Below are 16,430 nucleotides of genomic sequence, written 5' to 3'. Positions count from 1 at the left end.
ACTACCGGCTTTGCTGGCAATTTTCTCGTGAACTCCCTGTTTTAGGTTTTTTTCGATAAAAGTAGAAGGGTGTTTACTGTTTCTTTGAAAGCTGAGTTAAAGAGTTTTGGAGTATTTTGGAATAGGCTCAATTATTATGAAAAAAATAAATGTTGAGTTTATACGAAAAATAACTCAAAAATTGAGGTAGCCGAATAGATACTACTCATTAGTAAAAATACAATAATTGATAAAATATATTTTCGAGGATTTTTCCATAGCTCTTGCTTAGTCTGCCAATAAAGAATTGGTTTCTTTTTCTCTAAAATATAACCACCAATTACTTCTATAACACTAAGCACTAAGGCAATTGGAATAGTTATCCATGGATTTATCCCGATTATAAATATAGAAAAAACACAAATCAATCCATTTATAAATAAGAAATATTCCATAAGAAATATACAGTACATCTTCCACAAGCTCACATTTGATTCAGGGAACATTTGAGCTTGTCTTCGTACATATAGATCAGAAGACATCATAGTTAGTACTGGAGTATTGGTAGCTCCTATTGTCCATATAAGGCTCCAAATAATCACATTATCTCCTTTCATAAAAGATAAGAGACAGATCATTACTATTAACATAACGGAGTTAACAACATAAATTTTTTCATAGGCAATCACCTTTAAAAAGTAATTACCTGCAAAATGAAATTTTGCCAGTCCTCTTTTCCCTATATGTGTTATAGCTATCGATATGCTGTCCTGTAGTAAAATCTCAATAAAACAAATTATAATCCCGCTTGCTAATATCAATAATTGAAATACTTCTGAAGAAATGAGATTAAATGCAAGAAAAATCATGATAAAATTAGTTGCAATTATAATCCAGTTAATTTTTTTATGGTTATTTACTGTAAGCAACACCAATATATTAATTAGAATTGACCATGTCGCTACCAATATAATTATTGTGATGCTATAAATCGGTCTACTACTACAAATCAATGCTCCTATGATAAGAAAAGACCCTCTCTCTAAAAAGGATATTCCTATCATTCCAATTGTAAAAGCTAATAGAAATCTATTTTTTTTGATTGGCAACATTATATATGTCTTTACTTTTTCAAACAGTGAATACGTATAAATTGTATAAGCAGTAGATGTAAATATTGTAATAAACGTTATCCAGGGAAGAAATGCTTCTTGAAAAATAGGCTTAATAAAATCCGCTAAAAAAAGCTTAACAAATACTGTAAATAAAACCATTCCCAACAAATATTTAAAAACCTTTTTTTTCGTTACAAGATCTTTAAAAAAGATTTTACTGAGCATTTACAACCATCCTTCCACAGCTGCACGAATATCTTGTATTTCTGATAAATTCTCTGTCCTTATTTTTCCCTCTTTTAATACAAGAACTTCATCACAAGTTTTTTCTATACTTTCTGCAATATGTGAACTCATCAGTACTGTTCCATATTTCTTATATCCAACTATTTCCTTATAGAGAAATTCTGATGCTAAGTAATCTAATCCATCCAGTGGTTCATCTAAAATAAGTAGTGGCAACTCCAAAGCAAATCCCGTAATCAAAAATATCTTTTTACGATTTCCTGTTGACAAATCTTTAATAGGATAGTCCTTATATTTATCAAAGCCAAATCCTTTAATTAATTCTTCTACACGTAAATAGTCAATTTGCTTTTTATACACCTTCGCAACAAAAGGCAAGTACTCCCTGAATGACCAATAAGTAAAAGCTTGTTCTTCCGTAAAAACCGTATAGCGCTGTTCCTTCCACTCTATATCATCAAATTTAATTTCTTTACCATAATATTTCAAATCTTTCACACTGTAACTTTTTTGTACACCTGATATCGTATTAATCAAAGTTGTTTTCCCTGCTCCATTTAATCCCAATAATCCAACTACAGTATTATTTTTCAAATGAAATGTAATTTCTTTTAATATAATATTATCTTCTTTGTACCATGCAGATAATTTATTAACTTTTAGCATTTTACTACTTCCTTTAACTGTAACCACTCAGATTTAAGAAATATAGATATTTTTACTTCTTTTATAGGCGGTCATTTCAAATTTATCTTCCAAGATTTTCATAAATCTTTGCGTTCTTCTTTTGGTGAAGGTGGATTTATCTCCGAGAACTCAACTGCTCTTTTCAGAATTGATCGAATACCATCAACGAATTCTATGAACTTTTTAGGTGGTCTTCCCGGTTTTGTCTTTTTTGCAGGCTTGGATGTTAAAAGACTTCGAGGTTCCATCTTGCGTTTAATTTCAGCTCTTTCCAACCACCTATTCACATGAAGAAAATCAAGATGGTGCCCCGCACATTTTACTACATCAACTGGAAATATTCTAAAACCTGAGTGGTTACCTTTCACTTTTTAAACCTTTTACTAAGAACACTATACCTATTACTGCAAATAATCCTGAAAATAAATAATCTCCTTTCATCCCATACATAGCTGCACCAATTACCCAAATAACAGCAACAATAATTCTAATTATTTTCCTAACATTATAGCTCATGTCCATATTTATCACCATGTCAAACATACATTACATATTGTATATAAAACTATTCTTTTAGACGGGATAAATTTACATTCGATGGGTTTTAAAAATATAGCAATTCAAAGTAAACGGTTTATCTGACCTGGCGTTCTGCTTCAGATAATTCAAAGTCCTTTCAAAAGCCCATTTTTTCCAATCAGCATAAAAAATACTCCGGATTTTTTGCCTGATTCCTTAAGAATCAACCCTCAAAACCCCAAATAAAGGTAAAAGGGTTCAATTATAAAAGAAAAAGCTACAGTCTACGAATACCCTTTTTCACATCTCTTTTTTATTTCTTTTGGGAGGCGCCGCCATGCAAGCTGGCGGGGGCAATTATAAAAATTGGATCGAAAAGCGGTTTCCGGGGTCAACGAAAATATTTTCTGACCAGGGGGTATTCTGACCGCTCATCCTTTGCTGGGAAACTAAGATTTTTTAGGTGTTAAAATACAATTATAGGCTTTAATTAAGCTTAATTAAGTAATATATTCTTTATTAAAGCTTATTTTGTAAATATATTCATCTTTTTGGCGTTATTTCTGAAAGTAACCTTATATTTAAGCCTGACAATGTGGAGATTGTCAACTGGCAAGAAATCGTCAACTGGCGAGAAGTTAGTGAGCCCCGATCCAACGGGTATGGCATCACAGGATAATTGACGGAGATCTATTATGAAAACAAAAGCAGTAAAATCAATCGCCCGATTTGCGGTGGTATTGATGGTTTTAAGTATTATTCCATCAGGTGCCTTTGCCGCGGAAGAAAGTGCAGCAAATGAAATGACCCGTGCAGGTCCCGGAAACATGATTAAAGGAAGAATGGGCAATATGGGGTCTGGGATGGGACCTTCGGGGATGTCCATAATGGGAACAGTACCTCTGGAATATGCTGATGAAGACTATTTCCCTGAAATTCAGACAGCAATGCTTGAACGCCTCGACCAGCAGATTTACAGGATGATCAATATGCAGGAAATGCCGTTGCCGGAGGATCTTCCCGAAGGTGTGGATGAAGAGGCAGCTGCAGCAAGGGCTGAAGCCATTGAATTAATATTGTCTACGGAGAAAAAACCAGGTGTGGATGAAGAGGTAGCTGCAGCAAGGGCTAAAGCAAGGGCTGAAGCCAATGCCGGGAAACTCGCCGAACTCGAAGACCTTAAGGCTGAAATCGAAGGTGCAGGGAGTCTGGATGACCTCAAAGCAATAGCTTTCTCTCACGCAAAAGATAGGATGAGCAACGACATAGATAGGGAGATTGAGAAATTCACAAAAATGCAGGAAAACCTCGACTCAATTAATCTGGATATCTCCGAAGAATTACTGGCATCAACAATCGCCGACCTCAAGGACCTTCAGGAGCAGGTAAACGGTGTTGAAGACCGTGAAGACCTCCGGGAAATCGGAGAATCAGTGAGGGAAATCAGAGATTCTTTCCGGGAAGAAGCCGGGATTGAAAGAGGGGAAGGCCTGAAAGGACGTGAAGAGCGTAGTATTTCCATTAGAAACCACATCAGAAACGGACCTGCAGGATCAGAGTCCTAACAGGAATTCTTTGCATAAATTCCTGAAGGAGATGCCCGTAAACGGGATGGAAGGTATAAATCCCTCCATCATCCCTGAATTTTTATGTGAAAAATAAGGGGTTTTAGGGAGCTTTCATTTACTTCTTTGCTTTCATTTACTTTTTTAATCTCACGCCGCAGAACGGACAGAAATTCGGTTCAAAGGGAAGGTCCAGTATAGCGGAACAGGCCTGGCAGCATGGAATCTCCTTTTCACCTTCTTCGAAATCCGTTTTCTGTGGCATTCCGAAAGCTTCGGTTTTTCCGGCTTCCCCGGTTATTGCAGCTACTTCGGCTTCTACTGAAGAGTCGGAGTAGTCCATTGCTTCCGGATAATCCAGCTCCCCTCCGATTTCTATCCAATCTTCCGGGTTATCGGAATCGGGGTTTATGGGGCTCGCAGGTCCGATTGATTCGGTGCAAGGTTCGCATTCCGGGTACGCTTCTATCGCTTCTACCCCTGCTTTTTCCTCTGCTCTTATTCCCGCTCTTTCTTCTTCTTTTACCCCTGCTCCTTCTTCTGCTAGTATTCCCGCTTCTACTTCGGCTTCTTCTGCTAGTATTCCCGCTTCTACTTCGGCTTCTTCTGCTAGTATTCCTGCTTTTACTCCGGCTTCTTCACCTGCTCCTCCTTCTTCAAGTTCCATTACAAATTCGAATTCTTCCAGTGAACTCGTATTATTTATATTTCCAAGAGCCCTTGCAGCCTCAATCCGGATGTTGGAATCATCGTCTCGCAGGCAGTTTCTCAAAACAGGGACCACGTCAGCGGTTCCGATCTTTTCGAGGGCTTTTACTGCGGTGCTTCCCACATACCAGTCCGGGTCATCGAGGGCTTTGATGAGCCCGGGCAGGGTGTCGGCTGTGCCTACCCTTTCGAGCCCTTCTACCGAAGCGCTGCGCACATCTTTGTCAGGAGCATCAAGCCCCATTATGAGAATGGGCACCGAATTGGACGTCCCCATGGTTTCCAGAAGGGCGGCTCTGGCGGCTTCCCGCATGGAACTGTCGGAGTCCTCAAGGGACTGGATCAAGGCTGAAACGGCGGAAGGTGTCCTGATTTTCCCGAGACTTTCTGCGGCAGCTTCCCTTCCGGAACTCCCGGTGTCTTCAAGGATTTTCCCCAGTTCTTCCACGGTGTTTGATTTATCAATCTTTTCAAGAGCTTTTGCTGCGGCCTTCCGCACCGACCCATCAGGATTGTCGAGGGCGTCATGAAGACCTGAAATGGCATCAGGTGTTCCGATTTTTTCAAGAGCACCTACTGCAGTTTTTCTTACTGAAGGCTCAGGGTCTTCAAGGGCGGCTATCAGGTCCGGAACAGCTTCGTTTGTGCCCAGGGTTCCAAGGGCGGATATCGAGGCTTCCCGCACAGAACTCTTGGAGTCCTTCAGGGCTTTCAGAAGTCCTGAAACAGCTTCCTGCGTACCTATTCTTCCCAGGCCGACTACCGCTACTTCCCTGACCGAGCTGTCAGAATCTTCGAGGCATTTTATCAGGCCTGAAACAGATGCCGGGGTCCCGATCCTTCCGAGTGCACCTGCTATTGCCTTCCGGACTGCGTTTTCATGGAGGTCAAGGGCTTTAACAAGGCCCAGAACTGCCTCGGGTGAAGCGATATCTCCCAGGTGTTCCACAGCCCTGTTGCGCAGGTACCAGTCGGGATCGTCAAGGGCTCTTATGAGGGCCGAAACCGCCTCTGTAGTCTCTATGGCCCGGAGGGCTTCTATTGAGGCCTTTCTCACGTCCCTGTTGGGGGCTTCGAAGACCTTGATAAGTAAGGGCACCGGTACATCAGGCCCTATTATCATGCAAAGGGCTTCTGCCGCTGCCTCCTGCACGGAAAGCTTGGAGTCCTTGAGGGTTTCCATGAGTTTCGGAACAGCTTCATAGGAACCGATTTTCCCCAGGGCTTCTACTGATTTCTGCCTTACCTGGTCATCGGAATCCCCAAGGGCTTTTATCAGCCCCCGGACAGCATCTTCTGTGCCTATTTTTCCAAGAGCGATTACCGAAGCTCTCCTTACAAAATTTTCCGGGTTATCAAGGGCTTCCTTAAGCCCTGAAACCGCCTCTGAAGAGCCGATTTTGATCAAAGCTTTTACGGCTTCCTTTTGTGTGAACTTATCAGGATAATTGAGTGCATTAACAAGTCCCGAAACTGCTTCAGGTGTCCCGATTTTTCCAAGAGTACCCAATACAGCTTTTTTCACAGACTTCTCGGGATCGTTAAGCAGTTTGATCATCCACGGCACTGCTCCGGGACTACCGATTTTTCCCAGAGCCTCTACCGCAGCTACCCTTACCTTAGGGTTGCTGTGCCCGAGGGCATTAATCAGGGCAGGGACCGCACCCGGATCTCCTATTTTCCCTAACTCCTCTGCCGCAGCAGCCCTGTTTCCTGCAAAAACCGAGCGTTCCAACTTCTTTACCAGATTTTTGGTTCTAGCTTCCATTTTCCTTCCACCCCCATGTGACGAAAATTCACCGGATTAATTTTTCTCATTCTAAATTGTTCTTAAAATTTATAAACTTACACCAATAAATTCAAATATTTTTATTAAATGTGGGGTTTTGCTTACAGGCTGTACATGCAGCACTTGCAATGAAATAATTTCCATAGTCCTGTGTTTATGGTGTAGGCCTGAAAAGTTATTACCTATCTGAAAAACTGTACAACCCTGACCAATTGAATGATAATATATTTCTATTGTATTGTATTTAGCAGCATAAAAACTTTTATATTCATATGTTCCTGACCGGATTTATAGTCAAGTACCCAAATTCCTTCCCCAATCTCAAGTGAACTTTTAACCATAGAAAGCACGGAAAACCCGGAAAACCCGGAATAAAGGAAAATGAAGAATGATTTCCGAGGTCATGGGAAGTATTTCTTTTTTCAGGTCTGAGTACAATGCTGTTTTTCTCGGTTGTAGAGTCTGAACATAATTATACTAAATCTGAAATAAATAGAGGAATCTCATCATCACCAACGATGAAACCACAGTTCTTATAAAAATTAACCTGGTTTGAATATGAAATTACAACCTGTGTTCTGCACCTGGAATATTTATCAGTCATCATTCTTACGAGGGTTGCACCTATTCTTTGCTTATGATACTCTGGCTTGACTAAAAGATAGTGATAATAAACTGTCATAACTCCATCAGACAAAGCATTCATAAGCCCAACCAATTTGTCCCCATCCCATGCTGTATAAACGGAGTGCGAGTTTGCAATTGCTAACTGCAGTTCCTGCGGATACTTTGCCGATTCCCATTCAACAGACTTGAAAAGGGAAACAAGCTGTTCTCTTTCGAGATTTTTGTTATCGGAATACCTTATGCCCATATACTAGCAATTTAAATTTATTATGATATTTAAATTTCCCGAAGTGAAAGACAAGGATGGAGAAATAAGGGTTAAGCTGTGATCTTTCAACCTGCTTGAAGCCTGTAAGCGCGGCGTCAATTTCGTGATTTTTCCTGGCTCCCTGCTGAATTCCATTGATTGGCAACAATATGGAGTAAAGAACCTGGGTCAAAGTGACTGAAAAATTATATAATCAGTTTATATATGTCCCTCTTTTTTGATATATTTTATAAGTGTGCAAGTAATTAATTTTATCCATGGTCGTAACGAGATTCCAGAGAAACACAATCTTAGCTCTACATTAAATGGGGTTTTTAATCGTAAACTACATCGTTACTAAATACCCTCACGAGACATGGGTCTTTATTGTTTTAACGGCAGTATGGACATTTTTCTTTGCATGGGGACTTAATTATCTAAATAAGAGCTGTAATTTTAGAATTGAAATTCAGAGGAACACAATCGTATCTCTACATTACATGGCACTTTTAATCATATACTATCTCAAATATCATCATGGCACATGGATATACCTTTTCTCAATACCATTATTGACACTTTTCTTTGCATGGGGACTTGATTATTTAGGGAAGAGATATAATTCGAAAAAATCGTATTATTTCTATCTGGCAGTTGCTCTTTTGACAGGTGGGCTCGTTGCTTACATTGTGGCCCGGATAATGGATACTGTCGCCGCCAGAAAGGAAAGAAGGGAAATCGAAAGACACTTTCAAGAGAATTTGGATATATTATGAATCCGCCTCACTTCGTCATCCGGGGCCTTTTATGTCCTTTTGATTTCCTATTTTTTTGTTGTTTTTCTCAAAATTAATTCACCTCACATTTATTATTTTATCTTTTTTCAAATAAAAATAGTAAGTGCTATATATTTTACATCCTTCACACTGTTACTGGAGGTTTCTGATGAACTTTAACAAAAAGGTCTTTACATTTTTGATTCTGGCTCTTGTTCTGGCCCTTGCCGGGAGCGGCTGCGTTTCCCAGGGAGAAGGGGCAGAAGAAGGAGAGCATGCAGAGGCTGCGGTTGAGGCGGCTACTTCGAACATCCGGGCAAACCCCGTAACCCCCTGGAACCCCGAGCCTACCGAGCCAACGATTGACCCGACTGCCTACATCCACCCCCAGGCATCAGTAATCGGGGATGCGACTATCGGAGCTCGTGTGATGGTCTCCCCGTTCGCTTCGGTCCGGAGTGACGAGGGGATTCCCATTTTTGTCGGGAACGAAAGCAACATTCAGGACGGAGTTATACTCCATGCCCTTGAAACCATTGACGAGGAAGGTGAACCAGTGGAAAGCCACATTATTGAGGTAGACGGGGAAGAATACGCGGTCTATGTTGGAGAAAGGGTCTCCCTTGCCCACCAGGCTCAGGTCCACGGCCCGGCTTACGTCGGGGATGACACCTTCATAGGAATGCAGGCAATGGTCTTCAATGCAAAAGTCGGAAGCAACTGCGTGCTTGAGCCGACTTCCGGCGCAATCGGTGTAACCATTCCGGACGGCAGGTACATCTCTGCAGGCACCGTGGTCACTTCCCAGGCCGAGGCTGACGCCCTGCCCGAGATCACCGACGACTACGCTTACAGGCACACCAATGAAGCTGTAGTGTACGTAAACGTCAACCTTGCCGACGGCTACAACGCACAGTAAAGCAAAGCACAGTAAAGCAACGCAATGAAAATAAACGCACTACAAAGTAATGCACTGCAAAGTAATGCAAAGAAAATAAACGCAATGTAAAAAACAAAAAGTTAAACTCCCCGGGCATCCCCCTCCTGCAATTTAATCAAAAAATCAGGATGTCCGAAGAAAAACGATTTTTTTTCACAGCCCTGGATGGGGCTTTGGCCTTTCTCTTCCTCAGGTTTTTAGTCGTCCAGCCCTTTTCTCCCGAAAATATAGTTTGCTACCCTCAGGGCGTCTCGTTCTCCAGTTTCTTTTTCCGGGGAGTCGCTGAGTTTCACGACCGGGATGCCATTGATGCCGTGCAGTTTGATGACCATGTTCAGGGGGGGGCTTTTCCGGAAGAAATCGGAGTTGTTGGTAAGGTTAGTCCCTATCCCGAAACTGCAATTGATTTTGCCTTCACAGTATTTCCTGATATTGATTGCTGTTTCGGAGTTGAGGGCGTCGCTGAAAACCAACACTTTTTTCATGGGGCCGATGCCCAGTTTTTTGTAGTGGGCAATAACCCTGTCCACGAAGGTTATGGGGTCTCCGCTGTCGTGCCGAACTCCGTCGTAGAGTTTTGAGAGTTTCAGGTCAAAGTCCTTGAAAAAGGCATCCGAGCCAAAGGTGTCGGTAAGGGCTATCCCGAGGTCGCCTTTGAAGACTTCCTCCCAGTTTTCAAGGGAAAAACGGTTGGCATAACGAAGCCCCACAAGGGCCGAGGTTCCCATGATCCATTCATGCCCCACGGTTCCGATGGCTTTCATGCCGTATTTTTTCGCGAAATAGACGTTGCTTGTGCCTGTAAGGGTTTTTATCCCGGCCAGGCTCTCCATGGCCTGGTCATGGATTTCGAAACTCCGCCTGCGGCGGGTCCCGAATTCCGCAAAGAGGCAGTTGTTTTCTTCCAGGGCTTTTCCGATTTTAAGGACCTTTTCCCCGTAGGCTGCAAGGACGGATTCGGATATTTCCGATTCCCCGTTCCCGTTCCAGCTTGTTTCTATCGTGCTGAAGTACAGTTCGGAAACTGCAGCCATGAGTACGATTTCCCAGAGGATAGTACTGTGCCAGGGCCCTTTGATCCGCATGTCAAGGTTCCTGTCTTCCGTAAGACAGATTGTAACCTCTTCCGGCTTGAAGCGGAAGTTCTTGAGGTATTCGAGGTACATGGGCTTCAGGTAAGGGCAGTGTTTCCCGAGCCAGTGGTATTCTTCCTCCGTAAGCGTGAGTTCGGAGATCTCTTCGTCTACGGTTCTCCTGAGTTCTTCGACAAAGCCTTCGGTAAAACGCTGCGTTCCCCGGTTGATAAAGCGATACTCGGCCTCCGCCCCGGGGAAGAGTTCCAGTACTGCCATCTGCATTGTAAACTTGTAAAGGTCATTATCAAGTATTGATCTGATCACTTAGGGTCATCCCTTAACGTTTTGTTGTGACTCTGAGCCGCCACTTTTTGTGCTTTCTGTATGTTTCCGCTGTGTTATCATTGTTTACCGCAGGTCACACCGGGATCATATTCAGGTTGTACTCAGGCTATATAGTGTATTATATTTTTTAAGATTTCTGACGGAACCCGCTGAAAACAACCTATCTTTACTAAATTAATTTTATGGTTCTCCTATTTCCCGGCTATGCCTTCCAAACAAATAATTAGTGGGAGCACAGATAATTTCCCGTACATATTTTTTACAGGGGGTTTTTGGGAAAATGGAAAGAGAAATGAAGTTCGGGACCAGATGCGTGCATTCGGGAGAAATGCCGGACCCGGTTTACGGGGCGCACACGACTCCGATATTCCAGACGTCAACTTTCGTTTTTGAGAACACCAAACAGGGGGCAGCAAGGTTTGCAGGGGAAGAAGCAGGATATGTGTATACCCGGATTCCCCCCAACACACCTACCCATGCCGCACTTGCCGAAAAGGTTGCGGACCTTGAAGGTGGGGAAGCCGGACAGACCTTTGCCTCGGGCATGGCTGCGATTACGGCGCTTGTCCTCACCCACCTGAAACAGGGAGACCATCTGATCTCAACGGATGTGGTGTACGGCTGCACTTACAGCCTCTTTCTGACGGTCCTTCCGCGGCTGGGCATAGAAGTGAGCTTCATTGATACCTCTGACCTGGACAAAGTAAGAGCAGCTTTCAAAGAAAACACGAAAATGGTCTTTCTGGAAACGCCGGCAAACCCCACCATGACCGTCTGCGACATAGGGGAAATCGCCTGCATGGCCAGGGAACACGGAGCCCTTTGCGTTGTTGACAATACGTTTTCAACACCTTATTTCCAGAAGCCCCTGGAGCTTGGGGCGGACCTGTCCCTGAGCAGCTGCACCAAGTACATAGGAGGGCATGCCGACCTGCTGGGGGGAATCGTTGTCGGAAGCAGGGATTTCATGAGGTCCCTTTCTCCTGTTGTAGGGTACACCGGGGGGATCATGGGCCCCCATGAGGCGTGGCTCTGCATCCGGGGCCTGAAGACCCTGCACCTCCGGATGGAAAAGCACGCTGAAAATGCTCTCAAAGTTGCCGAATTCCTTGAGTCCCACCCCGGGGTCGAGTGGGTAAGGTATCCCGGGCTTCCCAGCCACCCGCAGCACCTGATCGCAAAAAAGCAGATGAGCGGGTACAGCGGCATGCTCTCCTTCGGGGTACGGGGCGGGCTTGAAGCCGGGCGCAGGTTAATGGACAGCGTCAGACTCTGTTCCCTTGCCGTGAGCCTGGGGGCTACCGATACCCTGATCCAGCACCCGGCTTCGATGACCCATGCCTGTGTTCCCTGTGAAATAAGGAAAAGTGTGTGTATCACGGATGAACTGGTCCGGATCTCGGTCGGGATCGAGGAGCCGGAAGATATAATTGCGGACCTTGAGCAGGCGCTGGAGAAGATCTGAGCCGGTCTTTTACCTCCGCCGTTTTCCGGATAAGATAGGTATATCTTACGGGAAACCTATCTTTTATCGGGAAATTCCTGTGCAGGAGACATTCTTGTACAGGGGAAAAATCCTGGAGTGAGGAAGTTCCTGTAAACAGGGAAGATTCTTAAACAGGGGGGATTTTTGTTGAAAGCGCTTATATTCGGAGCTGACGGGTTTGAAGACCTGGAACTTTTCTATCCTTATAGCCGTCTGAAAGAAGAAGGAATCATTGTTCATGTGGTGTCGATGGAAAGGGGAACAATCCGGGGCAAGCACGGCTATGAAATCAATGCGGACCTTGCCTTTAAGGAAGTTATTCCCTCAGGGTACGATATCCTTGTGCTGTCTGGAGGCAAAGGTCCGGAAAAAATCCGGCTTGATAAAGCCGCCCTTGAGATCACGAGATACTTTTTCAGGGAAAACAAGCCTGTAGCCGCAATCTGCCACGGCCCCCAGGTGCTGATCTCAGCGGGGGTGATAAAAGGGCACAGGGCAACCTGCTGGATCGGGATAAGGGATGACCTGATAGCCTCCGGAGCCCTTTATGAGGACAGTGAGGTGGTCGTTGACGGAAACCTCGTGACTTCAAGACACCCGTTCGATCTCCATGCTTTCGGGCGGGAAATGCTCAAACTGCTCCGATGAGAGGATCATGGGCGGCAGTATTTTTTGGCTAACGGCTTTTCTGGATAAAGGATTTTCCGGTTAACGGCTTTTCCGGCTAACAGTATTTCCCGGATTCCGGGTGAGCCGTTGCCCTATTATTTAAATACCGAGGGTTATATTTAGTAGCGAATGATCAACGAAGTACTAAGGGTTTTCAGGGAGCTTGATAAAAAGGATTTCAGGGTCCTGACGGGCATCGAAATGGGGATGAAGCATTTCGAGTGGGTGCCCGCGGAAGACCTGAACAAATATACCAAGTTGCCCTCTGAAAAACTGGACTACAGGCTGAAGAAGCTTGTCAGGAATAATCTGGTTGTCAGGACTTTCCAGCCTTATGAGGGTTACCAGATCTATTTCGAGGGTTACGATGCCCTGGCTCTCAACACTTTCGTTAAGAGGAAAAGCATCAGTGCCATAGGAGATGAGGTAGGGGTAGGGAAAGAGTCTGTGATCTTCGAGGCTATCAAGGAGCCCGAGCTGGCTATAGGAGAACCGATCCCGGTCATCATCAAGTTCCACCGTGAAGGGAGGACCAGTTTCAAGCAGGTCAAAAGGGTCCGTGACCACCTCGGGGAAAGAGAACATTTTTCCTGGATCTATGCCGCCCGCCTGGCAGCCCAGCGGGAATACGGGATCATGACTACCCTTTATCCGAAAGTTTCCATCCCAAAACCAATTGACCAGAACCGGCATGCCATTGTAATGGAACTGGCAAAGGGGAGCATCCTCTCAAAGACGAAGGTCCTGGACCCGGAATGGTACCTGGACGAAATCCTCCGCCAGGTAAAGCTTACCTACTCCCTCGGAATAATCCACGCAGACCTCAGCGAGTACAATATCTTCGTTGCCGAGGACTGCGTCCAGCTTATCGACTGGCCCCAGTATGTCACCCCTGACCATCCTCACGCAGATGAACTGCTGGAAAGGGATGTTTCCAATGTCCTGAACCACTTTTACAAAAAATACGGGACAAGAAGGGACCTTGAGGAGGTTCTCAGGGAAATTAAGAGTGAATGGGAATCCAGGGCCGGAGATGAAGCAGGAAAAGAGATTTCAGGTGAGGCCGGAGAAGAGATCGGAACTGAAACTGAAGCTGACTTTGAAGAAGATATACAGGGATGACTTTGAAGAATAAATTGCTGAAAGCTGAAAGACTCCTTATCTCCTTGCCCTTCTTTTTTTTCAGGTTAAGCGGACCTAATTGATAATTATAGATAATTGAAATAGCCGTATTTCACAGTTAAATATATATTCTTTGAAAAATAATATATAGGTGTCCATGCAAAACAGGATTATCTATGGAATTGACATTGCCAGGGGCTCACCGCGAGCGAAAGAGCTCCCCAGGTATGCCCTGGCTGTCTTCAGGGATGGGGAAATTACCCATCATACCATGCTCCGCCGCCAGAAGGTCCTGAATATGGTTCTTAAGGACCGGCCGGAGATAATTGCTGTGGACAATATCTTTGAGCTGGCTGCGGACCGAAAAGAGCTTATTTCCATTATGAACCGCCTTCCTGACGGCGTAAAGCTCGTCCAGGTTACGGGCGGGCTGCACCCCGAACCCCTTGTCCGGCTTGGGAAAAAGCACGGAATTTCCTTTGACCCGACAAACCCGAACGAGGAAGCCGAAGCCTGTGCCCGCCTGGCTGAGCTGGGAGTCGGGCATGAGGTCTCCCTTTTTGAAGACATGACAAAGATCAAGGTCAGCAGGGCACGCTCCCTCGGCCGGGGAGGCTGGAGCCAGAACCGCTACCGGAGAAAGGTCCACGGGTTTGTTCAGCAGCGGAGCCGGGAAATCGAGGACATCCTGAAGAGACTTTCCCGGGAAAAGGGAATCAGGTTTGAAGTCGTGAACGTAAAGGGATTCGGAGGCTATGTCAGGTCCGAGTTCACCGTATATGCAAAACGCGGAGAGATTCCAATACACCCGATTGTCAGCAGCGATGCACAGGTAAGCGTAAAGAATGTGGAACGGGACAGGATCCGCTACATCCCCCTTAAGCAAAAGCAGTCCAGACGGCGTTTCACGATCGTGGGGATTGATCCCGGGACCACCGTAGGCATAGCTATCCTCTCCCTGGACGGGGACCTCCTCTTTTTGAAAAGCTTCCGGGGAATAGCCCCCGACGAGGTCGTCAAGCTGATTGCCGAATACGGGAAACCTGCCGTTATTGCCAGTGACGTGGCTCCCATGCCGGGTTCGGTTGAAAAGATCAGGAGAAGCTTTAAAGCCGTGCCTGCAAGCCCGGGGGCTGAAGTATCTTCCGAAGAGAAAATCGCCCTTGGAAGGCCTTTTGGCTACTCTAATGACCATGAAAGGGACGCGCTGACCGCAGCCCTCCTCACCTATAAAAGCTACAAGAACGTCTTTTCCCGGATTGAAAAGAAAGCCCCTGAGGATTCCGACCTCGAACTGATCAAGCTCTTTGTCATGCGGGGCTATTCGATTGAGGCTGCAATCGAAAAGGTGCAGGCCCAGGCCCAGGCCGGGAAAAAGCCCCGTAAAGCTCCCGAGCCTCCCGTAAAGCCCGAGGATATGGCTCTTGAAGAATCGCTCCGGAAAATGAGGGAAACAGTTCAGCAGCAGGGCGAACAGATCCAGAACCTTCAGGAATATGTAGAAGAGTTAAAAAAAGAGGCCGCTGCAAAGGACAGGAAGATCTCAAAGCTTGAGGCAAGGCTGAGGGATTTTAAAAAAGAAGCCTACATGGAAGTCCGGAAGGAAAAAGAGCTCAGGATCAGGGAAAGCACCATCGAGAACCTCAAAAGGGAACTGGTCAGGAAAAACAGGACCCTAAAAGACCTGCGCCGGAGGAGCAAGAAGCTCCGGAAAATCCAGAAAATGGAAGTCCGGGGAGAAGGCACCCCCGTCAAGGTTATCTCCGCCTTTACAAAGGAGTCCATTGCCGAAACAAAGGAACACTACGGCCTGAAAGAAGGAGATGTCGTCTTCCTGGAAAATCCCAGCGGAGGCGGGACAGCCACTGCCCAGATCCTGGTGGAAGTCGGGGTGAGAGCAGTCCTTATCCCTGAAGACATCTCCCATGCTGCCGAGGACACTTTCTTCAAAGGGGGTATCCCTGTCCTGAAAAACGTCCCCCTGGAAAGGGCTGACGACTTTGCTATGGTCGAGCCTGAAGTCCTGAAAATGGCTATTGCCGAATGGGAAAAGGAAGCCGAAAAAAGCCGGCAGAAAGCCAAAGAAGACGAACTGCAGAGCATTTTTGATGAGTACAGGAGTGAGCGGAGGAGGGGGCTGCTTTAAGAATTCTCTCTAATTTTTTCCAAAGTTGATGGAAGCAATGGCCCATTAGTTTTTGGCGAAGACCGGCCGCTGGTGCGCCCGTGGGCTACTTCCGGGGCCTGGAAATGGGGAGAGCCGCGGGTTTCTGAATATTTATGGAAAAAGGGAACCGGTTTTTAATGGATATTATCGAAAACAGTGCTTCCTGAATGCCTTATCAAACCGCTTTTGCCCCCCGCACGAAGTGCGGCTATTTCAGGAAATTGGCGCAAAGAAAGCTGATTCTAAAACCCAAAAAAGGGAAATAAGCAGTTCTGGCATTATACGACATTCTTAGTTCTCCCGTTGCTCTCAATAGTCATTCGGCTATCTTTTTTGGTAATTCAAATGCCTATTAAAGTTATTTAGA

14 protein-coding genes and 1 pseudogene are annotated in these 16,430 nt (G+C 45.2%); 7 read left to right on the top strand and 8 right to left on the bottom strand.

Annotated features, from left to right (window positions below):
* Window positions 1-158: 158 nt before the first annotated feature.
* The 5 genes and pseudogenes from ACSAZK_RS02020 to ACSAZK_RS02000 form a co-directional block, all read right to left on the bottom strand.
* Window positions 159-1,319 carry a hypothetical protein gene (locus ACSAZK_RS02020; protein WP_440955766.1) on the bottom strand — a complete coding sequence of 387 codons (1,161 nt, stop codon included), beginning with the start codon at window positions 1,317-1,319 and terminating at the stop codon, window positions 159-161.
* Entirely contained in the window at window positions 1,320-2,033 is a 714-nt protein-coding gene (locus ACSAZK_RS02015; protein ID WP_440955765.1) for an ATP-binding cassette domain-containing protein, read from the bottom strand.
* A 77-nt stretch (window positions 2,034-2,110) separates the two neighbouring features.
* Window positions 2,111-2,362, bottom strand: a pseudogene (locus ACSAZK_RS02010) (IS66 family transposase); the annotation flags it as partial.
* Between the two features lie 22 nt (window positions 2,363-2,384).
* A complete protein-coding gene (locus tag ACSAZK_RS02005; RefSeq protein WP_440955764.1) occupies window positions 2,385-2,570 on the bottom strand; it encodes a hypothetical protein in 186 nt (61 codons plus the stop codon).
* A 502-nt stretch (window positions 2,571-3,072) separates the two neighbouring features.
* Entirely contained in the window at window positions 3,073-3,432 is a 360-nt protein-coding gene (locus ACSAZK_RS02000) for a hypothetical protein (protein ID WP_440955763.1), read from the bottom strand.
* A 1-nt stretch (window position 3,433) separates the two neighbouring features.
* On the opposite strand from ACSAZK_RS02000, the gene ACSAZK_RS01995 reads away from it, so the two are divergent.
* The gene (locus ACSAZK_RS01995) at window positions 3,434-4,111 is read left to right on the top strand and encodes a hypothetical protein (RefSeq protein WP_440955762.1); all 678 of its coding nucleotides are present in this window, start codon (window positions 3,434-3,436) and stop codon (window positions 4,109-4,111) included.
* Between the two features lie 136 nt (window positions 4,112-4,247).
* Here ACSAZK_RS01995 and ACSAZK_RS01990 read toward each other — a convergent pair whose 3' ends face one another.
* A complete protein-coding gene (locus ACSAZK_RS01990) occupies window positions 4,248-6,587 on the bottom strand; it encodes a HEAT repeat domain-containing protein (protein WP_440955761.1) in 2,340 nt (779 codons plus the stop codon).
* Window positions 6,588-7,080: 493 nt separating this feature from the next.
* Complete coding sequence (locus ACSAZK_RS01985; protein ID WP_440955760.1) at window positions 7,081-7,482, bottom strand: GNAT family N-acetyltransferase; 402 nt, start codon at window positions 7,480-7,482, stop codon at window positions 7,081-7,083.
* A gap of 326 nt (window positions 7,483-7,808) precedes the next feature.
* Here ACSAZK_RS01985 and ACSAZK_RS01980 point away from each other — a divergent pair, with 326 nt between their 5' ends.
* Both ACSAZK_RS01980 and ACSAZK_RS01975 read left to right on the top strand, forming a co-directional pair.
* Entirely contained in the window at window positions 7,809-8,258 is a 450-nt protein-coding gene (locus tag ACSAZK_RS01980; protein WP_440955759.1) for a hypothetical protein, read from the top strand.
* A 169-nt stretch (window positions 8,259-8,427) separates the two neighbouring features.
* Window positions 8,428-9,177 carry a carbonic anhydrase gene (locus ACSAZK_RS01975; protein WP_440955758.1) on the top strand — a complete coding sequence of 250 codons (750 nt, stop codon included), beginning with the start codon at window positions 8,428-8,430 and terminating at the stop codon, window positions 9,175-9,177.
* Window positions 9,178-9,395: 218 nt separating this feature from the next.
* On the opposite strand, the gene pncB is transcribed toward ACSAZK_RS01975, so the two are convergent.
* Window positions 9,396-10,598, bottom strand: a complete 1,203-nt coding sequence (pncB, locus tag ACSAZK_RS01970) for a nicotinate phosphoribosyltransferase (protein ID WP_440955757.1) — start codon at window positions 10,596-10,598, stop codon at window positions 9,396-9,398.
* A 301-nt stretch (window positions 10,599-10,899) separates the two neighbouring features.
* On the opposite strand from pncB, the gene ACSAZK_RS01965 reads away from it, so the two are divergent.
* The 4 genes from ACSAZK_RS01965 to ACSAZK_RS01950 all read left to right on the top strand — a co-directional run bounded on the left by ACSAZK_RS01965 (window position 10,900) and on the right by ACSAZK_RS01950 (window position 16,042).
* Window positions 10,900-12,084: a trans-sulfuration enzyme family protein gene (locus tag ACSAZK_RS01965; RefSeq protein WP_440955756.1), complete on the top strand. Its 1,185-nt coding sequence runs from the start codon at window positions 10,900-10,902 to the stop codon at window positions 12,082-12,084.
* 168 nt (window positions 12,085-12,252) lie between these two features.
* A complete protein-coding gene (locus ACSAZK_RS01960) occupies window positions 12,253-12,753 on the top strand; it encodes a type 1 glutamine amidotransferase domain-containing protein (RefSeq protein ID WP_440955755.1) in 501 nt (166 codons plus the stop codon).
* Window positions 12,754-12,903: 150 nt separating this feature from the next.
* A complete protein-coding gene (locus tag ACSAZK_RS01955; protein ID WP_440955754.1) occupies window positions 12,904-13,896 on the top strand; it encodes a serine/threonine-protein kinase RIO2 in 993 nt (330 codons plus the stop codon).
* 157 nt (window positions 13,897-14,053) lie between these two features.
* Window positions 14,054-16,042, top strand: a complete 1,989-nt coding sequence (locus tag ACSAZK_RS01950) for a DUF460 domain-containing protein (protein WP_440955753.1) — start codon at window positions 14,054-14,056, stop codon at window positions 16,040-16,042.
* Window positions 16,043-16,430: the final 388 nt, after the last annotated feature.

The sequence above is a fragment of the Methanosarcina sediminis genome (assembly GCF_052056915.1).
GTDB lineage: Archaea > Halobacteriota > Methanosarcinia > Methanosarcinales > Methanosarcinaceae > MTP4.
This window is presented reverse-complemented; position numbering and strand designations above follow the sequence as displayed.